Here is a 20660-nt window from a genome sequence, read left to right on the forward strand (position 1 = left end):
GCCTCCATCGCTTGCCCCGTATCAGGTACGGGGTCACATCTCGCCAAGCCCGACCGCCGAAACTCCGCAGCGGGCGGGCGTCTTTGATTTCCGTTACTCCGCGCCGGTCGCCTGATCGGGACGCGCCACGGGGTCGTGATAGAACCGCTCGGCGGTCATGACCCGTCGCCAGTCCTCCGGGCGGAACGCGGTTTCACCCGCCCTGCGCGCCGCCTGGATCACCTCGCCGAGGTGCGCCAGCGCCGCGAGCTTGCGGCTGTGGTTGGCGTCGCGGTCTCGCCGCAGCGCCTCGAGCTCCGCCGTACGTGCCATGTCCAAGCCCTTCAATATCGTGTCGGCGTAGTGGTAGCCCTGCGCACGGAACGCGCCGTCCGAACCGCGGCCGGTGTAGTAGTCCGCCAGCGCCTCGCGGTAGTCGCCGCCGCGGTGATCCAGGTGCGCCGCCATCAGCCGCGCCGCATAGTCCAGCGCCGCGAACGGGTCGAAGGTGCGCCCGCGCATCGCCGGGTGCCGCCGTGGATTGATCTGCGCCAGTCCCTCGGCTCCCGCCAAGCTCACAGCCAGCGGGTTCCAATCGCTCTCCAGGGTGATCTGCCGCCGAAGCACCTCGGGGTCGTAACCGGCGTCACGCGCGTAGGCGTCCGCGTATAGGCGCAGCGGGTCGACCCGCGAGCCCCGTACGCGGAAGGTCGCTGGGTCTATGACGCCTTGCGGTGAGGCGTCCAGATGCACGTGGTGCCCCGTGCTGTTCCCCGTCGAGTCGCAATGCCCGAGCGTCTGGCCGGCGGCCACGCGCTCGCCCACGCCGACCGTCGGTGGCTCGTCGAAGTGGAGCAGGCGCCACAGCACGCCCGCGTCATCGCGCAGCGCCACGGCGTTGCCGTAGGGAAATCCGTCTCGCACCGACGGTTCCCGCGTGCTCGGCCGGTCCGTCGTCCAGACTGCCTCAATCGTTCCCGCCGCCGGCGCCTTCACCGGACGGCGGTACACCGACTCCCGCTGCAGCGCCAGGTCGATTCCGCCGTGGCGATACCTTCCGCGGTCCAGGCCGAACACCGAGGTCACGCGAATGACGCCGTCGAGCGGCGGCAGATAGGCCATCAGCTCGCCCCGCCCCTCATCGCAGCACCAGGGCCAGAACGCCGCCGCCCACGCTCGTCAAGGTCAGGCCGACCAGCCCGTAAATCACGCTGCGAATGGGTCGAAACTCCGCCCGCGTCACGTAGGTCGCGCGCGACTCGGTCTTGTGTGCCGCCAGGTCCGCCCGCAACAGCGCCACCTCGCGCAGGATCGACGCCGTGCGCTCGTCGATGCGCGCCAGGAGGCGGCCGTTGCCGTCGGGCGTCGGGCGTGCGCCGCTCGTCACGCCCAGATCCGTCGAAAGTCGGCGTCGGCCTCCGCCATCCGCCCCACGCCATCGGTCAAGGCCTCATCGCGCCATTGGCCGTCGCCGTTGGCATCCACGAACCAGGCCAGACCCTCGAGGCGTCGCCCGAACACGGCGCAGGCGTAGGCGAAGGCGTTCGGCAGCAGGCCCGGCGGATAGGCCGCGGCGGAGGGCGCATCGGTGCGCGCGTTGTACTCCGCGATGATGACCGGCTTGCGCGCCAGCCCGACGGTGCGCAGGGTCTCGTCCCACGTCTGCAAGACGTTGGAGCCCCACCGCCGCCCCCGTCGATCCCGCGGGTCGCGCCACGGCTCGTGCCGTCCCCCGTGGGCGTCGCCGTTGGGTCCGGTGCGCGCGTACGCATGCAGCGCCACGCCCTGGAAGCGCCGCGACCAGGCCGTTCGCGCCGCGTCCCGGCACCGCTCCCAAAACTCCGCCGTATAGCACGCCCACGGCGATTGCTCCACCGCGGCCTTGGGCCGCCCGTCGCGCGGGGCAAATGGTCCCGTGGGCGTGACGAAGAAGCGGCAGCGGGATGCGGCGTGCGTCCGCCACACCTGGAGGGCGTTCCACGGATCGCTCGGCTCGTTGCCGGCGCCGTTGAACACCCGCGCCATCCAGGCGGGGCTCACGCCGGAGTCGTCGGCCTCGGAGCGCCGCCAGTTGGGCTCATTGCCGAAGGTCACGTCGATGCCGCCGAAATTCGGCGCCAGCTCCTCCAGCCCGTGGAGATAGGCGTCCAGCTCCGCCCCGGTCCGCGGCTGATCGACGCCGGCTCGGTACTTGACCTTGAGCAAAACCCGATGCCCGGCGTCGCGCAGCACGCGGCAGCGGCTCGCCATTTCCAGCCAGTGCAGCTGGCGGCCGCCGCTGGGATGCGTATACACATGCTCGACAAAGAGGGTCGGCACGGGATAGCCCGGCGTCCGCGCCGGATTCCAGAAATGCACACCGAGGAGGGGCGCGGGGTCGGGGACCGGGCGGGGCACTAGGCGTTCACCCCAAGCGCCATCCAGGCAAAGCCCGCCCACTGTCCATGCGACGCGCTCCCGCGGACGGCTTCAGCGGTGAACCCGCTGGCCGTGATGTCCTTGGCGAACACTCTCGAAAAGCGCTGGTGGTGCGCGTGGTAATCGCCGAAGTCGTCAATGGACTCAGGGGGGCTGGCGCCGCCATGCGCCCCAAGGAGCGACACGAACACGATCGGCGCCGAGCCGAAGGCCGATTCGAAGGTGATGGCCTTCTCGTCGCTCTGCAGCGTGGCGAGCGAGATGAAACTCCAACCGGCTTCCGCGCGGAGGGTGGAAACGCGCGTGTCGTTGCGCCCGGCGCCGTCCTGGACGCTGGTAAGCGCGATGCCGCCGACACTGGGCGCCAGCTTCGCCGCCGTCACGGCGGCGTCGGCCAGCTTGTCCGCGGTCACCGCTGCGTCCGCCAAGGCGTCGGTGACCACCGCGCCGGGCGCCAACTTCGGGTCCGTGACCGCCCCGTCGGCGAGCGCGTCGCTGTCCAGGGGTGGTCCTTGCCCGGCCGTGCCGTCATGCCGATGCCCGGCGGCGGCATCGAAGGCCGCGTCGACGGCGTCTGCGTTGGCGTTGACGCCCCCCACGTCATACCGCTCCGTGGGCAGCGGCTTGGTGAGGTTGAGATTCAGCGTCGTCGTTGGCATCGGTCCTCCTTTAGAGCTGGCTGATCTGGCGGTGGGTATAGGCCGCCAGGTGGTCATGGCGATAGGTCGCGAGGCGGCGATGCCGGCCATGGGCGGCGGTCGGCCGGTACTCCGTGGCGGAGATGTGCATGGCCCATGCGAGCGGCCGGCCCGTCGCGCGGACCTCGGCCTCGCGCACCAACACTTCCAGCGCCTCGCCGTCCGGGGTGGTGAGCACCACAGGCAGCTCCGAAGCCGCCGCGGCCATGAGCGCCCGCTTGAGGTCACGCGCCGTCCGACGGTCGCGGCCCCCGTCTCGCAACGAAAGCTGGTCGGCAAGCCGCACGCGGAAGTCAAAGACCCGCCGGAAGCCGGTGCGCGCCGCGTAGGCCAGTGTGACGGCCCGGATCACCGGCGTGGCGCGGTCGCTGTGTGTCGTGAGCCGCAGGCGCAGATCAATCGAAGTTCCGGCCACCGCCGAACCGAAGTCGACCCGCTGGCCCGAGGCGGTGGCGAACCGACCGAGCGGCGCATAGGCTCCGTGCCCATCCAGCCGGTAGGCGGCGTCGACAAAGGCGTCTGGCCCCAGCCGCGCACCGTCGATGTTCAGCCCGAGGAACGCGGTGCGCCGGGCGGCGGGGCTGCCGTGGAAGCGCGACAGCCGCAGCTCGCCCGACGCGGCAAAGCGGCACTGGGGGTCGTGCAAGGGATTGGCGGTGTGCCGCGGCAGGATGATCGCGCCAATGTCGTCGTCCAGCCCGAGATACAGCCGCGGGTTTGGCCCCGGAACGTCCGAGACCCACATATGGCGGCATTCGCGTTGGCCAAGGTCGGCCAGCGGATGCCAGGCGTCGCGCTCCGCGTCGTGGCACAGAAGATAGGTGATGCCCTTGTCGCTGCGGAGGGCGGCGTACAAGAAAAAGGCGTCGCCCGCGCAGGCGGTGATGCGGCCGCGAACCGGCGAGTCGTTGTCTGGCAGCGTCTCGGGCCCCACCAGCTCGAACGCGCCCGGCGCGAAGCGATAGAGCCCCTCCTTCGATGGCAGCCACCACGCCCCGCGCCACACCGCGCCTCCCCGGCCGTCGCTCCAATCGCGCAGTGCCGCCGGACGTGGCCACGACGCCTCGAACGCCGCCTCACCGGATGATCGAAGGCGAAACAGCCCGTCGCTCTTGACCGCATAGGGCCGGTCGCCCAGCGACGCAAGCGCTGTCACGGTTTGACCCGGGCCGCCAACCGACTCGCCGGACGTCCACGTCGCGGCGCCGCCTCCGTCCACCGAGCGCGAAATCCGGGGAAAGCCCACTTCCGACGACGAGCGCAACAGCGCATCTCCGACCACGAGGAACCGGTCGGCCTTGCGGGGCTGGTGCACGGCAATGGCGTGCAGCCGCGTTCTGGCGTCCAGCGTCGCGGTCGCCGACAGGCGCAGCCAGAAGGCGTGGATGCCCTCGATGCGTGAGGGACGCCACGTGACCGGCTCCGTGAACTCTCCCGCGCCGGCGCGCCCCAGCGTGGCGGACTCGACGATCGTCCGGTCGACCCAGTCACCGACAGGCTCCCATGCAGCGCCCGTCCAGAACTCGGCCCTGAGCGTTGTGGCGCGCCGGTTGATCCGCTCGCGCGGGTCCAGCCGCACGCTGTCGAACGGTGCGTCGGATCCCAGGAGCAGCCAGGCGGCGCCCGCGGCCAAGCCGCTCAGGTGAACCTCGGCCGACTCCGTCTGATCGGTGTAGGTCACGCCGCCGTCGGTGGTCACAAGCACGGCGGTCGGCTTCGCCTGCACTCCCGGATGGGGCGTCCAGGCGCTGCCGTCGAACGTCCAATAGGGACCGTCACCGGGCCCGCCGCCGACCGCGACGAACGCGTGGGGCGCCGCCGCCGCGCCCTGGAAGACAGCCGCCGAAACCGGCGTGACGCCGTCGCCAAACTGGTGCGCCAGCGTCCAGCGGGCGCCGTCGGTTGATTGGTAGACGGCAGAGCCGATCAGCGCGTAGAGCACGCCGCCCAGCTCGAAATGGCCGCGCACCGGGCCGTCCGCGCTGGTGGGGCTCTCGGTGAGGGCCGGCGGCAGCATGATCTGATTGGGAAAGCGCGCGTCCACGAAGCCGTGGGCGTATTGCCGCCCGGCTTCCGCCGGCGACGTGCTGGCGCCGTAGCCGCCCGTCAGGTCGCCGGTGGTCCAGGCGGCCTCATGCTCGGGAGGAAACGGCGCATAGGCCCGGGCCGGCCCCGAAATGGGCGGCGGCAAGGCTTCCAAGCGTCGCTCGCGCCAGGCCAGGCCGCCGTCGTCGTCCAGCATCAGGCCCGTCCCATGCAGCACGCAGTCATGGGGGAAGGGGGATCGCTGCGACCTGGTCATCTACAGCCGCTCCCCGAGCTGGACCCGCCGCACGGCCCTGGGCTGGTAGAGCCGGGAAAGCCGCTGAAACTCTTGCGCGGCCTCCTGCTGCAGCACGGCGAAGCGGTCCACATCCGCCGCCGCCGCGTCCCGGCGCAGGCGGCGATAGGCGTGCGCCAGCGCCCCCGCCACCACCCAGTCAGCCGGGGCGTCGGTGATGCTCTGGTTGTTGGCCAGAGCCTCGTAGGGACGCAGCGCCTCGACCACCAACGCGCCGCCCGGCGCGTGCCCAACCTCCAACCAGAACGGCGAAGGGCTTGCAACGGGACGTCGCCTGAGCCGCCACCAATCCACCGCGCGCAGGTGCTCGCCGCGACGCTCCCAAACCTCGACGACCTGCTGGCGCCGAGTGACCCAGGCCGGCAGCGGGAACTGCCGCTGAGCGTCGGCGACCGACGTCAGGTCGGCCAGCGTTCGGCGCCAGCAGCGCGCCAGCGTGTCGTCGATGGCCTGATGCAGCTCCGCCGGCGAGAGTAGGCGCAGCAGCTCGTAGGCCGACGTCCCGTCGATGGGCTGTGCGAAGGGCCGATTGACCGTGACCGACCCCGACGCCGGGTCGTAGACCGTCACGCGCCGGACCTCGCCCGCATTGGCCCCCGCGGTGATGTGCAGCCAGGCGCCGGTCCACACCTCGTCCGACGCGCCGGCGTCTTGGAGCCGGTCCGGGTCGGCCAGCGCCACGGTGGACCCGCCGCCGGCGACGCCGACCACTGTGCGCATCATCCGCGCGGCCACGGCCTGCCGCAGCGCCGCTCGCGTGACGCTCACGACCGCCCACCCATCAAGCGTCGCGCCATTGCGGCCGCTGGGCGTCGAGCCGCTCGCTGAAGGCGCTGCCGCGGTCGGCCAAACGCCGGTGCTGCCGCTCGAGCGCCGCCGCCGCCGCGTCGGCGGCCTCGCTCGCGTCGGGGGTCACCACCACCACCGGCGAATGCGGCGTCGCGCCGCGAAACCGGTGCACCAGCCGCGCCCGCCGCTCCCGCGGAATCCAGATGATCGGACCAGACATTCACACGTCCCTTCTTCACCGGCGCCATGCAGCGCCCGTCGTCATTCCCGTAGGGCGGCCCTACCAAGAGGCCCGCAGGGCCAGGAGGCAGGGGCGGTTCGTGAACCGCCCCTGCGCCGCGCCGAAGTCGCGGCATGCGATCTCGGCCGGGGCACCCGTGGCCTAGCTGCTGGGCGCCGCCGCGTCGAAGTACATCTCCACGCCCCAGGCGTCCTGGTACTCCGCATAGCCGTAGTCGGCCACGACGTTGAGCTCCCAGGCGCGCAGCGAGGCGTCGCGCTCGCGCTCGCGCTCCACGGCCCAGTCCTTGAAGATCACCAGGACCAACGCCTCGCGCGAGAACACCCCGCCCTTGGCGTCGTCGGCGTTGTCCACCGGCAAGTTGCCGGCCTGGAAGAGGTCGACCCCGAAGGCGCGACCGACCCAGTGGTTCTCGAGCACCGTCTGCGAGATGCCGCTAGGCACCGGGTAGGTGCCCACGGGCGCAAGGTCCGCCGCCAGGTCATGCGCCTGGTAGGGATGCAGCACGCCGAAGTACGGCATGGGCGCCGGCTCGGCGGCCGCGTGCAGCCGCGACACCGCCGCGCGCAAGTGACCCATGGAGATGGACTCGCCGGTGGCGCCCAGCGACGTGCCGAAGCCGTCCAGCAGCCCCAGCAGGTCGGCGTCCAGCTTCTTGGCCACCGCGTCGCCGAGCACGCGGCCGGCGGCGCGCGCCATGTCCTCACGCGCGGTGCGCAGCGCCCGGTCCGTGATCACGATCTGTGCGCCAACCTCGGCCGGCGTGATCGTGACCTTGGTGGTCGCCAGCGTCTGCGGGTTGGTCATGTCCACGCCCTCGGTGAGGGCGCCGGCCGTGACCGTGCCGAACTTGGGAATCTCCAGCGTGTCGCCAGCACCGCGACTCACGCGGTAGGTGCGCACCAGCGGCTCCATGACCGTGCGGTGCATCTGGGTCCGGCGCGCCTCGGCGATCACCGTGTCGACGACGTCTCCGATCGAGGCGCCTGTCGTAATCGCCATGGACTCTCCTTTCACGCCCCAAACGGGCGTCGGGGGAGCAATGAAGGCTCGCCGCGCGGATCCGAGAGACGAACCCCTGGGCACAGGGCGTCCCAAAGGCGGCGGCCGGGGCACCGGGCCGGACTCCTGCCGGTGATGCTGCCGGACCGCCGCCTTCCAGCCGCGCGGAAGCGTGCGGCGCCCGTCGATCGGGACGCCGGAGCGCCGGCGCCGGTCCGCACGGGCGTCCATCCGCCTTGCGAGGCGCGTCCGCCGCCTGCGGGCCGGCCCGGCCACACCGGGCGCCGACCGAGGCGCACACCCACGGGACCCACTCGCGCGGCTCCGGGTCCGGAGCGCCGGGCGCATCCGCGTGCGTGCTTACACAGGGAACTCTACGTTACTTTAGTAACGTATGCAAATGGAGTACGGACAGGAGTGGCGAAGGATGCGGGCCTGGCGCCAGCCCAGCTTGGCTTTGGCACGGGGAGATCACGGGCTGCCCGGCCTCGCGGGCCAAGCGTCTCGCGACCTGTTCCGGCGACCGGCCCTGCCGGAGGCGGGAGAGGGCCCCGGCTGCGCAGTGTGGGATCGCGGTCGAGGCGCGGCCCGCGCCGGCGGCGGGCGCGGCCATGCTTACGCCTCACCGGATTTTGCAAGCGTCTCCGCACGCAGCAATCCGTCCCCACCGACCCGGAGAACGAACCGATCGCGCGACCTACCGCAGCCCTCTGAACAATGCCGTCAGCTGCTCCGCCCCAATCGCGCCGCCAATGCGGAGGGCCACCGTGCCGTCGGCGTTGATGAATACCCAGGTCGGAAAGCCCGTGAGGCCAAAGGCGCGCAGCACGGTGTCGTTCGTGTCCACCAGCACCGGCGACGTCCACCGTTCACGCTCGAGCCACGCGTCCGGCGGGTAGTTCGATCCCTCCTCCTCGATCGCGGTGGCGACGCCGTAGAGGTCGACGGTATCCGGCTTGCCGCCGCCGTCGATCCAGGCTTGTACCTCGGGAACCTCGTCCTGGCAGTGCGAACACCAGTGGGCCAGGAAGAGAACCACCTTCATCCGCCCGTCGTTGACGATGGCGACGCTGCGGCCGTCGAAATCCGTGCCGCGGACCTCGGGAGCGGGGAGCCCGAGCGCGCTGTCGGGCGCTGTGGGCGTGAAGTCCGGCAATGGTTCGCCCGAGATTTCCGGGTCCCGCACCGCCGTGGCATCGGTGCCGTCGCCGGCTTCCCCGCAGGCGGCCGTCAGCGCCAGCAGGCCGGCCGCGAGCGCCAGACCGGCCGATCCGGCGGTTCGAGCCACCCAACGGTTCATGGGGGCCACCTCCCAGCGCCAAGCCCAGCAGTCCCATGGTAGGCCAAGGGCGCCGACCGCTGATACGGGCTGGCAGCCCCGCCCGGACTCGAACCGGGGCGCGTGGTTTAGGAAACCACCGCTCTATCCAACTGAGCTACGGGGCCAAAGCTTCGCCAACAAGACTAGATGGCTCGCCGGGCCGGACGGAAGGGATTCGTGACTCCCCGGAGCATCCCGGCATAGACCCGCGACTCGGCGAACCCGGCAGGCATGCGGCCGTTCGGGTCAACGCCTCGGCCGCGTTCGGCCGTATCATCGCCGGCGTTGTCGTATTGTTTTCAACTAAACGACTCAGAGGCCTATTCAAGATTATCTGTAGTTGTATATAATACGACTGACCGTTGGTGTGAATAGAACTATTCGACATGCTCTTCCACATCCCGCCGCTCGATGAGCAGGAAGCGGACGTTTGCGCCCGCGTGGATGAGCTGCGCCTCGCGCTTCGCGGTCAGGTTTCCGAGCAGCGGCGCTGGACCGGACTGCTGCGGCGAGTGGCGTCCGCGCGGGCGATCCAAGGCTCCAACAGCATCGAGGGACTGAACGTCTCGCTGGACGACGCCGTGGCGGCCGTGGGCGGCGGGGAGCCGCTGGACGCACCGGAGGACGTGTGGGCGGCGATTCAGGGCTACCGCGAGGCCATGACGTTTGTCTTGCAGCTCGCGGACGATCCGCACTTCGAGTACGACGCGTCGCTGATCCGGAGCCTGCACTACATGATGATGCAGTACGACTTCGGCCTGCGACCGGGACGTTGGCGGTCCGGACCGGTATACGTTCGCGACGAACGATCGGGCGACATCGTGTACGAGGGACCGGACGCTTTCGAGGTTCCCGGGCTCATGGAGGAACTGGTCGTCGAGCTGCGCGAGCAAGATCCAGCCGTACCGGCAGTAATCCGCGGCGCGATGGCGCATCTCAATCTGGTCATGATCCACCCGTTCCGCGACGGCAATGGGCGAATGGCGCGGGGACTCCAGGCGCTGGTGCTCGCGCGCGAGGGGAGGCTGGAGCCGGCGTTTGTCAGCATCGAGGAGTACCTGGGCCGGAACACGGACGCCTACTACAGCGTGCTGGCCGAGGTCGGCGGCGGCGGCTGGCAGCCGCAGCGTGATGCTCGACCCTGGGTCCGGTTCGTGCTGACCGCGCACTACCGCCAAGCGTGGACGCTGCTGCGTCGGGCGGCGGAAGGGGAACGTCGTTCAGAGGTGCTGGAGCGGGAGCTGTCCCGCCGTCGGTTGCCGGAACGATGCTTCGGCGCGCTTTGGGACGCGGCGCAGGGTTTCCGCGTGCGCAACGCGACCTATCGCGACTTCGCCGAGATCAGCATAGTTGTCGCGGGCCGCGACCTGAAGGCGCTGAGCGATTCGGGCCTTTTGGTGGCGCAGGGGCAGGCGCGTGGGCGCTACTACGTGGCCTCCGAAGCGCTGAAGGCATTGGAGGAGTCGATCCGCCGTGACCGGACGCCCATTCCCGACCCGTTCGAGGAAGACCTGCGCCAGCAAGAACTGCCGCTGGGAAATCGCAATCGGGCAGGCTGAGAGGCGCGTGCCCGGAGCCCCCCGGCGAGACCCTTGCCCCCCTCACCCCAACCCTCTCCCACGGCGGGGAGAGGGGGCCGGACGGCCCAACCGTCTCCCACCGAGGCGACTGTCGCGCCAACCTGTAGGGGCGCCCCTTGTGGGCGCCCGTCCGATTCGATTCGGGCAGCCGCAAGGGCTGCCCCTACAGGGACTGACGGCTAGGCAAAGCCCCCGCCGGGGTGTGGACCGGCCCCCTATATCTGCGACTGCATGATGCGATCGACCAGGTCCATGGTCTTGACCGCGTCGGCAAAGCACGTGTCGGGCTGGCGGCCGGCCTTGATCGAGTCGATGAAGTGCCGGTTCTCGGCGAAGAAGCCGAAGCGATAGATCACCTCCGACCCGCCGCCGACCTCCGCAGCGTCAATGGACTCGCCATCCGCGGCGCCGTCACGATAAATCGTGGCGCGCCATTGGTCGTCCGAGAAGGCCGAGACGCCCTGGCCGTGCATCTCGAAATAGTGATCCCGCCGGCCTGATCGACGCGAGGCCGTGAGAATGGCCGTGCAGCCGGTGCTGAATGTGACGAGGGCGTTGTGGTTGTTGACGAACGGCATGTCCACGGCGCGGTTGTCGGCGGCGACCGACGCCACCTCCCCCCCGGCCATCCAACGCATGGAGTCCACCGAGTGGACGATGTCGGTCGTGAGGTGCGAACCGGCGCCGCGGCCATAGCCGTAGCCGTCGGGCCTGCCCTCGAATTTGTGGAACCCGGTCAGGCACTGATGCAACGGCCCTCGCTCGGTGATCGCCGTGCGGCAGCGTCGGAGCATTTCGATGTAGCGCCGGTTGAACCCGACCATGGTCAGCCGGTCGTGGCGGTCGGCGTACCACGCGAGCGCTTCGGTCTGGTAGGTGGTGAGGGCGGGCGGCTTTTCCACGAACACGTGGACGCCCAGCTCCAGCAGGTCCACCACGAGGTTGTGCAGATACTGCGGCGGCATGATCGCGTAGACCGCGTCCGGCTTCTCCCGCGCGACGAGCTCGCGGAAGTCGCGATAGCGCCCGGCGACATCGTACTTGTCGGCCGTCGCTTGCAGGCGTTCGGCGTTCAGCTCCGCGATGCCGACGATTTCCACGTCGGGCATCGCCGCCAACGAGGGGTAGTGGGCGATGTTGGCCAGGCCGCCCGCGCCCACCATGCCGACCCGTACCGTGTCGATGGGCCCGTTCCTCACCGTCGGCCAGATAGCCGCAACGTATCACGGAGCGCCGCCGAGGGTTTCTGCTAGATTCGCTCGCCGAACACCCAATGACGCTGCGGCGCCCCCGCAAGGACGACTATGGCCTTCTCGTTTCCCACGAGCGTCAAGCGGCGCACCGACTGTCTCTCGATGATCCTGGTCGACGACGTCGCCGAGCAGCACATGCTGGCCTGGCGGCAGGAGTTGGGCGAGCTGGATCCCAATAACCCGTTGGTGACGCCGGCCATGCCCTGGGACAGCGGCTCGGTGTTCGCCCACGGCACGTTCGCCCACGACCCGATCGACGGCCTGTGGAAGGCCTGGCACGTCTCGACGCCGCTCACGGCCGGGTATTTCGAGAACTACCGGCGAGTGACCTATCTCACGTCGGAAGACGGCGTGGAGTGGACGCGGCCTGAGTTGGACCTGTGCCCGCAGCCCGGATACCCACGCACCAACATCCTGCTGGACTTCGAGTCTGGCGGGCCGAGCATGTACAGCTCCGTGATGATCGACCCGGACGCCGAGCCCGACCGCCGCTACGAGATGTTCGTGATGCGCGATCCCGGCAACACCATCGGCGGGGGACCGGGCCACATTCGCGGGCTGCCGCCTCCGCCGCCGGGCGAGAAGCAGGCGCGCGGGATGTATCGCTACTTCTCGCCGGACGGCATCAACTGGGCGGTGAGCGAAGGCCCGGTCCTGGAAGTCGCGGTGCCCGGGGTGAGGTTGGTCATCCCCTACGAGAACCCCAAGCACACGGCGGACACCACCTACGTCTTCCGCGACGCGGACGGCACCTACTTTGCGACGCACAAGCTGGGCGAGCCGGTGCATCCGGGCGGCTTGGTGGCCTACGACGTGTTCGCCGAGGGCCGCCGGGTGATGGCCCGGCGCACGAGCCCCGACGGCTCGGATTGGAGTCCCTTCGAGACCATCATCCAGCCCGACATCTACGACCCGCACGACGTCCAGATCATGGAGCTCTGCGTCACGCCGGTGCGGAGCGGGTACATCGGCGTGATCGCCATCTACCTCAACCGCACACAGACGATCGAGCTGCAGTTGGGCGGCAGCACCGACGGACGCATCTGGGACCGTCGCGTGCGCCTGCCCGCCGTCGCGGTAGGCGCCTTGGGCGACTACGGCGGCGGCATGCTGTGGCCCTCGCACCACATGGTCGAGCACAACGGGCGGCACTACGCGTACTTCTCGGGCACCGAGGGGCTGCACGGCGACCCGGCGGCCAAGGGCCCGACGATCTGGCCGTTCTTCTCCGCCATCTGCCGCGCCAGTTGGGCCGTCAATCGCTACTGGGCGGCCGTCTCAGGCCCCGGCGGCGACGTGGTGGGCACGCTGACCACGCACCCGTTGCCCGTCGGCGGCAAGCAGCTGATCCTCAACGCCGCGACGTCGACCGTGGCCGAGGGTGAGCTGCACGCCGAGTTGCTGGACCCGGATGGCAACGTCCTGGAGGGCTTCGGCAAGGACGACTTCATTCCCTGGCGCGGCGACAGCACCGCCGCGCCGGCGCGTTGGACCGGCGGTGACGTGTGTCCCGCGGACGACTGCGCCGTGCGCTTTCACTTGCTCCGATCACGCCTGTACGGATACGCCTGGGAGTAGAGCCATGGCCATCGACTCGCGCCGGATCCTGCACCAGATAGGCCGCGGCGAGGCGATCGACGCCGTCCGCGCCGCCGCCGGGCTATCGGACGTCGAGTTCGAGACCTGGTGGAACCAGGAGCTCGAGAGCCGGCTGGCGGCGACCGATGGACAGCGGTCAGGCCCTGTCGGCGCGGCGGTCGAGATTCACCGAGACACGAGCGGCCTGGCGCACGTCTACGCCGAGAACGAGACCGACCTCTTCGTGGGCTACGGATACGCCATGGCGCAGGACCGGCTGTTCCAGATGGACTATCTGCGGCGGCGGGCGCTGGGGCGGCTGGCGGAAGTCCTGGGTGCGGAGGCGTTCGACTACGACCTGCTCGTGCGCACGGTCGGGCTGCATCGAATCGCGGAGGAGGAAACGGACCGCCTGCCGGCCGAGACGGCCGCGCGCTACGACGCCTTCGCGGCGGGCGTGAACGCGTTCATCGACGAGTGCCGCGACCGGCTGCCCATCGAGTTCGACCTGCTCGACTACCGGCCGGAGCCGTGGCGGCCGCTGGACTCCATCGCGCTGCTGGGTGAGTTCCGCTGGTATCTGACCGGGCGGTTTCCCGTCATTGCCATTCCCGAGGTGGCGCGGCGCGTGCTGGGCGACGGTCCGCTGTACCGCGCGTTTATGACCGCCGAGGCGATCGACGAGACGATCCTTCATTCTGGGGAGTACGCTGGCGCCGGCAGCGGCGCGGACCCGCTGGAACCCGCGCTGGGCGGGGTCGACGACTGCACCGGCAGCAATAACTGGGTCATCGGCCCGAGCCGCAGCGCGTCCGGCGGCGGAGTGGTGGCCAGCGATCCGCACATCGCCTTCGGCTCGCCGTGCTGCTGGTACCAGGTCCACCTGGTCGGCGGCCGGTACAACGTGGCCGGCTCCGGCTATGCGGGAGCGCCGGGGATCATCTTCGGTCGCAACCTGCGGGTCGCGTGGGGCATCACCAACAACATCAGCTCGCAGCGTGATCTCTACCAGGAGCGCACCGACCCGGCGCATCCCGGCGCCTTCCTCTACGACGGCCAATGGGAACCGGCGCGCGAGCGAGTGGAGTCAATCACGGTGCGCGGCGAGGGCGTGCGCGAGGAGACGATCCGGTCGTCGCGCAACGGTCCGATCGTGGATGACATCTTGCCGGGATTCGCGCAAGGCACCGGGCCGGTCTCGCTGCGCTGGGCCGGGGCGCTGCCCTGCGCCTGGCCGACGGCGCTGCTGGAGTGGAACCGGGCCGGCTCCTGCGCCGAGCTCGAGGACGCCCTGCGGGGCTGGGTATCGCCGACCCTGAGCATGGTGCTCGCGGACGTGGACGGCGGCTTCGGCTACCGCGCGACGGGCCAGGTGCCGCTGCGGTCGCGCGTGGAGCGCGGCTATCGCCGCGGCTGGGACCCCGCCGACGCCTGGACGGGGATGACTCCCTTCGAAGGCATGCCCAGCGTGCGCGACCCCGAACGCGGGTGGGTGGCGACGGCCAACAACCTGCCGGCGCCAGCCGACTTTCCGTATCCGCTCTCCAATACGTCGCCGAGCGGCTATCGTGCCCGGCGCATCCGGCAGATGATCGAGTCGCGCGAGGCCCACAGCCGCGAGGACGTGGCCGCTATGCAATACGACCCACTGTCGCTGCGGGCCGTGAATTCCGTCGAGGCGTTGACGCGCATCCTGGACGGCGGCGATGCGCGGTTGCAGGCGGCCGCCGCGGCGCTGCGCGCCTGGGACTGCCGCATGGACGCCGAGAGCGCCCCGGCGGCGATCTTCGAGGCCTTTCATCAGCAATGGGACGAGGCGGTGGCCTCGGAACGCTTTTCGGCGGCCGCCTCGGCGCTGGCCGTGGGCGATCCGGCGGCCTTCGTGGCGGGAGGCATCGGCACGCTGTCGCTGGGCCTGCTGGGCGACGACGAGGCGGGGTGGTTTGCGTCGGCGGACGCGCGTGACGCGGCGGCGCGATCGGCCATGGTCCGCGCTCTCGACCTGCTCACCGAACGGCTCGGCGACGACATGTCCGCGTGGAGCTGGGGCGGGCTGCACAAGGTGTGGCTGCCCCACCTGCTGACCGACCGCGGCGACCTGGGGCGCTTGCTCGACCGCGGTGGCGAGCCCTCGAGCGGCAACGGCTTCGTCGTGTGCAACACGGGGTCGTCGCCCGAATTCGAATCGACCGGCGGCGCCAACTATCGGCTGATCGTGGACGTGGCGGAGTCGCCGCCCTGCCTGTGGTCGCTGGACGCGGCCGGACCGTCGGGGCAGCCGGGCAGCCCGCACTATGCGGACCAGTTCGGCGACTGGCTGGCGGGCCGCTACCGCCAGGTCCCCTTGGAACGCGACGATGTGCGCACAACGATCAGCCACACGCGGACGTTGCAGCCAGAGGAGTGATGCGATGGACCTGACGCGCGAGGTGCCGCGCAGCCCCTACGAGAAGCTCGGCGGGATCGTGTTTCTGCCGCGCAGCATCGACAAGGGCCGTGCGGACCTGGCAGGGACGCTGGGCGAGTACGTGGCCCGGACCGGTCGGTCGGAGCGCTTGTTCCAGTTCCTGGGCGTTTCGGCCAACGAATTCATTGAGGCGTTGCGAGACCGCCCGACCGACGCGGACGTCTGGGCCTGGATCGCCGAGCACATGACGCCGCGCACGCGTGAGGAGATCGAGGACTTCAACCGAAAGTCGTGGGCCGCCACGCCCGACGACGAAAACGATCGCTGGACGTGGACCGAATTCCGGGAGTTCCTGGCGGACTGCGGACAGGCGCACCGCACGGACATCACGCGGCACTTCGATCGCCTGGACCTCGACGAGGGACGAGAGGTACCGACGGGCGGGCGTCCGTTCGAGTAGCGGGCGGACGCCGGGTTCCTAGAATCAGGGATACGCACTCGGAAGGCGCCCATGCGCATTGCCCTACTGGCTGACACCTATCCCCCCGCGAACCGGGGCGGGGCGGGGGTGGTGGCGCAGCGCCTGGCGCGCGCGTTCGCGGCGCGCGGTCACGACGTGCTCGTGGTGACCACCTGGCCCGACGCGGCCACCGAGACGACGGACGGCCCGGTGCAGGTGCAGCGCCTCCAATCCCGCTACCCGGAGCGATTCCGTAGCACGGTGGCCATGATGAATCCCATGGTGCTGGGCGGCGTGCGCCGTGCGTTGACTGACTTTCGGCCGGACGTGGTGCACGCGCACAACGTGCACCAGCACCTGTCGTTCGCGTCGCTGGAGACGGCGGCCGCCACGGGCGCGCCGGTGGCCTACACCGCGCACGACTTCCTGCTGTTCTGCTGCATCAAGTTCATCTGCAGCGGCGGCCGGGTCGACTTTCGCCAGCGGTGGTTCAACTGCGCCAAGTGCCAGCGGTTCCGCTGGAACCCGGCGCGCAATACGGCCATCAACCGTCAGATGTCGTCGTACGTCGCCCACGTTTTCGTCATCAGCAAAGCGCTGCAGACCGCGCTGCGCGCCAACGGCTACGGCGGGGCTGAGGTGATGCACAACGGCGTCGACGCCGAGTGGTGGGCGCAGGGCGACGGCACGCGGTTTCGGGCGAAGATTGGCCTCGATGACGCGCCACTGGCGCTGCTGGCCGCCCGCGTGAGCCGCGAAAAGGGAGCCGAAGCGGCGCTTCACGCCCTGGCGAAGGCGCGAAATCCCGAGGCGCGGCTGGTCATTGCCGGCGACAACCCACGCTACGCGCCTAAGCTGCGCCAAATGGCGCAGGAGCTGGGCGTCGGCGACCGGCTGATACTGCCGGGCTGGGTTGACGCAGACACGCTGCGCGACGCCTACCACGCCGCGGACGTCACGCTGGCGCCCTCGACCTATCCGGACCCGTTCAATCTGACGCTGATCGAGTCCATGGCCGCTGGCACGCCGGTGATCGCGTCGACCCTCGGCGCGGGACCGGAAATCGTCCCCGACGGCGAGACGGGATTCGCCGTGCATCCCGACGACACCATGGGCCTGGCCGACCGGCTGTCGCTCATCGTCGAGGACCCGGCGTTCGGCCGTGAGCTCGGCGCGGCCGGCCGCCGGCGCGTGGCGCAATGGTTCACCCTGGACCGCCAGGTGGAACGCACGCTGGCGCGCTACGAGGCGCTGATCGCCGCCGCATGACGGCCCCGCGCCGGATCGTCCACGTCATCTCGTCGCTGGCCGTCGGCGGCGCCCAGGGCCATCTGCTGCAGTTGCTCGCGGAGTCCACGGCCGGCATGGAGCAGGACGTGATCTACTTCCGCGACCACGACCTGCGCGCGGACGCCGAGCGTTTGGCCGGACGGGTGCGCCACATCCCCATGGCCGGCGCCTGGGGCTGGACGCGGCTGCCGCAGCTCACCGCCGCCATCGTCCGCGGCCGCTACGACGTGGTGCACACCCATCTGCTGCGGGCCGACATGTACGGGGCGCTGGCCGCTCGCGCGGCGCGCGTTCGCGGGCTGGTGTCGACCAAGCACAACCTTGAGGCGCGCTTGGAGCACCCGGTCTGGCGCTGGCTCCACCGGCGCACCGCGCGCTTGCCGGACCTCACCATCGGCATCTCGGACGCCGTGCGCGAGTGGGCCGTGACCACCGGCGGCGCGCCGCCGGCCAAGTCGCGGGTGGTGCGCTATGGCATCGACGCGGCGCCGTTCGCCGAGTTGGACCGAGCCGGCGCCCGGACCGAGCTTGGCATTGAGCTGGACGCCCGCGTGGTGCTGTGCCCGGCGCGGCTCGACCCGCAGAAAAACCACGGCATGCTGTTGCGCGCCTTCGAGCGTGTGCACCGCGAGCAACCGGACGCCCTGCTGCTGCTGGCGGGCGGACGGCAGCTTGGGTCGGAGGTCTACGAGCGCGACCTCCACGCCCTCGCCGACCTCATCGAGGTCGACGGCGCGGTGCGCTGGCTGGGCGTCAGGAGCGACATGCGCTGCCTGCTGGCCGCGTGCGACGTCGTGGCGCTGGCGTCGGATTGGGAAGGCTTCGGCCTCGCGCTGTTGGAAGCGATGGCCGCCGGCCGGCCCGTGCTGGCGACGGCCGTGGGCGGCGTGCCCGAGGTGGTGAGCGACGGCGAATCCGGCATCCTGGTCCCGGCGGGCGACATGTTCGGCTTCGCGGGAGCGCTGGCGCGCCTGCTCCGCGACGAGACCACGCGTCACCGACTGGGTGCGGCGGGTGCGCAACGGGCCGGCGGGACGTTCGCCCTCGACCGCATGCGGGCCGCCACATGGGCCGTGTACGACGAGGTGCTCGGTGCACGCGCCTGAAGTGCGGTGCAGTCGACGCCGATATACTTTCAGGCAGGCGCGCGTGGGGCGCGCCACCTTGACGTGAAGACCCTGAATGTCCAGTAACCGCCCAACCAGCCTCGTGACCGGAGCCTGCGGCTTCATTGGCTCCCACCTCGCCGAGCGTTTGCTCGCCGAGGGGCACCACGTGATCGGTCTGGACGGGTTCACCGACTCCTACGACATCCGGCAGAAGCGGGACAACGAGCGCCGGCTGCTGGCGCACCCGGAATACGAAACCGTCGAGGGTCACCTGATGGACCTGGACCTGCAGCCCCTGACCGACCGGGCGCAGTTCATCTTCCACCTCGCGGCGCGCGCCGGCGTGCGCGAGGGATGGACCGCGTTCAACTACGGCCGCTACATGCGCGACAATTGCCTCTCGACGCAGCGGCTGGCGGAAGCGGCCCTGGCGTCCGGCGTCGAGCTCTTCAGCTTCGCGTCGACGTCGTCGATCTACGGCTTCAATCCGAAGCTGCCCACGCCCGAGGACCACGACCTGAATCCCCGCGCGTTCTACGCCATGTCCAAGCTCATGGACGAGCACGTGCTCAATGGGTTTCGCCAGCTCTTCGGCCTGCCGGTCGTGATTCTGCGCTACTACACGCTCTTCGGCCCCCGCCAGCGGCCGGACATGCTGGCGCACATCGGCCTGAAGGCCATCGCCGAGGGCCGCCCGATCACGATCTACGGCGACGGTGAGCAAACGCGCGAGCTGACCTACGTGATGGACGCCGTCGAGGCGCAGGCCCGGGTGCTGGACGTACTGCCGATCGGCGAGATCTACAACATCGGCAGCGGCCCGACGGTTTCGGTGAACGAGTTCGTGCAGGAGATGGAATACGTCGTCGGCCGCCCGGCGGAGCTGATCTACACCGACGCCAATCCGGCGGATCAGCTTCATAGCCAGGCCGATATCGGCAAGGCGCGCCGTGAGTTGGACTTCAATCCCACCACGACCGTGCGCCAGGGCCTCGAGGCCGAGTACGCGTGGCTGCGCGAATCGGTGTTAGGGCGACTCTGACGCCAGCCAGCCGGCCGATCCGCGTTCTCCAGGTGATGGAGGCCACCATCGGTGGCACGAAACGGCATCTGTTCGACCTGACCACGTCGCTGGATCCGGCCGACGTGGCCGTAGAGGTGGCGTGTCCGGCGGTGCGATCCGAAGCGCACGGCGACACCTCGTTTGCAAGCGACCTGCGCGAGGCGGGAGTGACCGTGCGGGAGATCCCGATGCTGCGGGCGTTGAATCCGTGGGCCGACGCCACGACCATCGTTCGCCTGGCGCGGCTGATCCGCAGGGGAGGCTACGACATCGTCCACACCCACAGCACCAAGGCCGGAATCACCGGGCGCCTCGCCGCGCGATGGAGCCGCGTCCGCACCGTGCACACCCCGCACGGCTTCTACTACCTGAACTTTGCCGGCGGCGCCGCCCGCGTCATGGCGCGCGGGCTCGAGAAAGTCTTGGGCTCGATGACCGATCGCGTGATCGCCCTATCCGACGGTGAGCAGCACGAGGCCGCAAGGCTTCTGGGGTCGTCGCGCGTGCGCCTGGTGCCCAATGGCTTCGAGCCCTTCGAGCCGCTGTCGAAGCCCGAGGCGCGCCGACGCCTTGGCCTTTCACCCAATGTGCCGGTGGTCGGCACGACCTCGCGCTTCACCGCCCAAAAGGCCCCGATGGACATCGTCGAGGCGTTCCGCGTGATTCACGCGGCGCGTCCGGATACCCGCCTGCTATGGATCAACGGCGGCGAGCTGCAGACGGTGGTGGAGCAGCGACTCGCGGACCTCGGCCTCTTGCACGCCACGCTGCGTCCCGGCTTCGTGCCCGACGCCCGGACCCTGCTGCCGGCCATGGACGTCTATCTGCACCTCGCCCGCTGGGAGGGCGTGCCCTACGCCGTCATGGAGGCCATGTGGGCCGGCGTGCCCGTCGTGGGCGCGCGGGCCATCGGCACCAGCGATCTGATCTCCGACGAGGACACGGGTTTGCTGGTGGACGCCGGCGATGGAGCGGCGGCTGGCGGCGCGGCGCTGCGCGTGTTGACAGAGCCGGCGCTGGCTCGCACCATCACGCAGGCGGCGGCGTGCGGCATGCGCCGGCGGCAGGATCGCCACGGCATGGCCCGCGCCACCGAAGCCGTATACCGCGAACTCGTGCAGACAAACTGAC

At 70.2% G+C, this 20660-nt stretch carries 18 protein-coding genes and 1 tRNA gene; 8 read left to right on the top strand and 11 right to left on the bottom strand.

Going from position 1 to position 20660, the window contains the following annotated elements; all coding sequences use genetic code 11:
- Nucleotides 1-93 precede the first annotated feature (93 nt).
- The 10 genes from OXG79_03525 to OXG79_03570 all read right to left on the bottom strand — a co-directional run bounded on the left by OXG79_03525 (nucleotide 94) and on the right by OXG79_03570 (nucleotide 8914).
- Nucleotides 94-1101 (bottom strand): peptidoglycan DD-metalloendopeptidase family protein, encoded by a 1008-nt coding sequence (locus OXG79_03525; GenBank protein MCY3782839.1) that lies wholly within the window; start codon nucleotides 1099-1101, stop codon nucleotides 94-96.
- A gap of 16 nt (nucleotides 1102-1117) precedes the next feature.
- Nucleotides 1118-1366, bottom strand: a complete 249-nt coding sequence (locus OXG79_03530) for a hypothetical protein (GenBank protein MCY3782840.1) — start codon at nucleotides 1364-1366, stop codon at nucleotides 1118-1120.
- Nucleotides 1363-2376, bottom strand: a complete 1014-nt coding sequence (locus tag OXG79_03535) for a hypothetical protein (GenBank protein ID MCY3782841.1) — start codon at nucleotides 2374-2376, stop codon at nucleotides 1363-1365. The genes OXG79_03530 and OXG79_03535 overlap by 4 nt, the downstream gene beginning before the upstream one ends.
- Nucleotides 2376-3056 (bottom strand): H-type lectin domain-containing protein, encoded by a 681-nt coding sequence (locus tag OXG79_03540; protein MCY3782842.1) that lies wholly within the window; start codon nucleotides 3054-3056, stop codon nucleotides 2376-2378. Before OXG79_03540 ends, OXG79_03535 begins: the two co-directional genes overlap by 1 nt.
- A 10-nt stretch (nucleotides 3057-3066) precedes the next feature.
- A complete protein-coding gene (locus OXG79_03545) occupies nucleotides 3067-5397 on the bottom strand; it encodes a hypothetical protein (protein ID MCY3782843.1) in 2331 nt (776 codons plus the stop codon).
- Nucleotides 5398-6204 (bottom strand): hypothetical protein, encoded by an 807-nt coding sequence (locus tag OXG79_03550; GenBank protein ID MCY3782844.1) that lies wholly within the window; start codon nucleotides 6202-6204, stop codon nucleotides 5398-5400.
- A 13-nt stretch (nucleotides 6205-6217) separates the two neighbouring features.
- Entirely contained in the window at nucleotides 6218-6445 is a 228-nt protein-coding gene (locus OXG79_03555) for a hypothetical protein (protein ID MCY3782845.1), read from the bottom strand.
- A 162-nt stretch (nucleotides 6446-6607) separates the two neighbouring features.
- The gene (locus tag OXG79_03560) at nucleotides 6608-7468 is read right to left on the bottom strand and encodes a phage major capsid protein (GenBank protein ID MCY3782846.1); all 861 of its coding nucleotides are present in this window, start codon (nucleotides 7466-7468) and stop codon (nucleotides 6608-6610) included.
- A gap of 697 nt (nucleotides 7469-8165) precedes the next feature.
- Nucleotides 8166-8768 carry a TlpA disulfide reductase family protein gene (locus OXG79_03565; GenBank protein ID MCY3782847.1) on the bottom strand — a complete coding sequence of 201 codons (603 nt, stop codon included), beginning with the start codon at nucleotides 8766-8768 and terminating at the stop codon, nucleotides 8166-8168.
- Nucleotides 8769-8838: 70 nt separating this feature from the next.
- Nucleotides 8839-8914: transfer RNA gene (locus OXG79_03570), tRNA-Arg, on the bottom strand.
- Nucleotides 8915-9175: 261 nt separating this feature from the next.
- Between OXG79_03570 and OXG79_03575 the strand changes: the two genes are divergently transcribed.
- Entirely contained in the window at nucleotides 9176-10348 is a 1173-nt protein-coding gene (locus tag OXG79_03575; GenBank protein MCY3782848.1) for a Fic family protein, read from the top strand.
- A 236-nt stretch (nucleotides 10349-10584) separates the two neighbouring features.
- On the opposite strand, the gene OXG79_03580 is transcribed toward OXG79_03575, so the two are convergent.
- Nucleotides 10585-11568, bottom strand: coding sequence for a Gfo/Idh/MocA family oxidoreductase (locus tag OXG79_03580; GenBank protein MCY3782849.1), 984 nt, complete (start codon nucleotides 11566-11568; stop codon nucleotides 10585-10587).
- Nucleotides 11569-11673: 105 nt separating this feature from the next.
- Here OXG79_03580 and OXG79_03585 point away from each other — a divergent pair, with 105 nt between their 5' ends.
- The 7 genes from OXG79_03585 to OXG79_03615 all read left to right on the top strand — a co-directional run bounded on the left by OXG79_03585 (nucleotide 11674) and on the right by OXG79_03615 (nucleotide 20659).
- Nucleotides 11674-13200, top strand: a complete 1527-nt coding sequence (locus OXG79_03585) for a hypothetical protein (protein ID MCY3782850.1) — start codon at nucleotides 11674-11676, stop codon at nucleotides 13198-13200.
- 4 nt (nucleotides 13201-13204) lie between these two features.
- The gene (locus OXG79_03590) at nucleotides 13205-15607 is read left to right on the top strand and encodes a penicillin acylase family protein (GenBank protein ID MCY3782851.1); all 2403 of its coding nucleotides are present in this window, start codon (nucleotides 13205-13207) and stop codon (nucleotides 15605-15607) included.
- Nucleotides 15608-15611: 4 nt separating this feature from the next.
- Nucleotides 15612-16067: a DUF5069 domain-containing protein gene (locus OXG79_03595; protein ID MCY3782852.1), complete on the top strand. Its 456-nt coding sequence runs from the start codon at nucleotides 15612-15614 to the stop codon at nucleotides 16065-16067.
- Between the two features lie 51 nt (nucleotides 16068-16118).
- On the top strand, nucleotides 16119-17336 hold the full coding sequence (locus OXG79_03600; protein MCY3782853.1) for a glycosyltransferase family 4 protein: 1218 nt from the start codon (nucleotides 16119-16121) through the stop codon (nucleotides 17334-17336).
- On the top strand, nucleotides 17333-18463 hold the full coding sequence (locus tag OXG79_03605; protein MCY3782854.1) for a glycosyltransferase: 1131 nt from the start codon (nucleotides 17333-17335) through the stop codon (nucleotides 18461-18463). Before OXG79_03600 ends, OXG79_03605 begins: the two co-directional genes overlap by 4 nt.
- 76 nt (nucleotides 18464-18539) lie before the next feature.
- Nucleotides 18540-19508 (top strand): NAD-dependent epimerase/dehydratase family protein, encoded by a 969-nt coding sequence (locus OXG79_03610; GenBank protein ID MCY3782855.1) that lies wholly within the window; start codon nucleotides 18540-18542, stop codon nucleotides 19506-19508.
- A gap of 35 nt (nucleotides 19509-19543) precedes the next feature.
- The gene (locus OXG79_03615; protein MCY3782856.1) at nucleotides 19544-20659 is read left to right on the top strand and encodes a glycosyltransferase; all 1116 of its coding nucleotides are present in this window, start codon (nucleotides 19544-19546) and stop codon (nucleotides 20657-20659) included.
- The last annotated feature ends 1 nt before the right edge of the window (nucleotide 20660 follow it).

The sequence above is a fragment of the Chloroflexota bacterium genome (assembly GCA_026706485.1).
Taxonomy (GTDB): domain Bacteria; phylum Chloroflexota; class UBA11872; order UBA11872; family UBA11872; genus JAJECS01.

What these genes read in the sequence shown, in the direction of transcription:
- OXG79_03590 (MCY3782851.1), top strand. Translation starts at nt 13,205, where the DNA reads ATGGCCATCGACTCGCGCCGGATCCTGCACCAGATAGGCCGCGGCGAG.
- OXG79_03555 (MCY3782845.1), bottom strand. Translation starts at nt 6,445, where the DNA reads ATGTCTGGTCCGATCATCTGGATTCCGCGGGAGCGGCGGGCGCGGCTG.
- OXG79_03595 (MCY3782852.1), top strand. Translation starts at nt 15,612, where the DNA reads ATGGACCTGACGCGCGAGGTGCCGCGCAGCCCCTACGAGAAGCTCGGC.
- OXG79_03610 (MCY3782855.1), top strand. Translation starts at nt 18,540, where the DNA reads ATGTCCAGTAACCGCCCAACCAGCCTCGTGACCGGAGCCTGCGGCTTC.
- OXG79_03605 (MCY3782854.1), top strand. Translation starts at nt 17,333, where the DNA reads ATGACGGCCCCGCGCCGGATCGTCCACGTCATCTCGTCGCTGGCCGTC.
- OXG79_03560 (MCY3782846.1), bottom strand. Translation starts at nt 7,468, where the DNA reads ATGGCGATTACGACAGGCGCCTCGATCGGAGACGTCGTCGACACGGTG.
- OXG79_03600 (MCY3782853.1), top strand. Translation starts at nt 16,119, where the DNA reads ATGCGCATTGCCCTACTGGCTGACACCTATCCCCCCGCGAACCGGGGC.
- OXG79_03575 (MCY3782848.1), top strand. Translation starts at nt 9,176, where the DNA reads ATGCTCTTCCACATCCCGCCGCTCGATGAGCAGGAAGCGGACGTTTGC.
- OXG79_03540 (MCY3782842.1), bottom strand. Translation starts at nt 3,056, where the DNA reads ATGCCAACGACGACGCTGAATCTCAACCTCACCAAGCCGCTGCCCACG.
- OXG79_03525 (MCY3782839.1), bottom strand. Translation starts at nt 1,101, where the DNA reads ATGGCCTATCTGCCGCCGCTCGACGGCGTCATTCGCGTGACCTCGGTG.
- OXG79_03615 (MCY3782856.1), top strand. Translation starts at nt 19,544, where the DNA reads ATGGAGGCCACCATCGGTGGCACGAAACGGCATCTGTTCGACCTGACC.
- OXG79_03585 (MCY3782850.1), top strand. Translation starts at nt 11,674, where the DNA reads ATGGCCTTCTCGTTTCCCACGAGCGTCAAGCGGCGCACCGACTGTCTC.
- OXG79_03545 (MCY3782843.1), bottom strand. Translation starts at nt 5,397, where the DNA reads ATGACCAGGTCGCAGCGATCCCCCTTCCCCCATGACTGCGTGCTGCAT.
- OXG79_03565 (MCY3782847.1), bottom strand. Translation starts at nt 8,768, where the DNA reads ATGAACCGTTGGGTGGCTCGAACCGCCGGATCGGCCGGTCTGGCGCTC.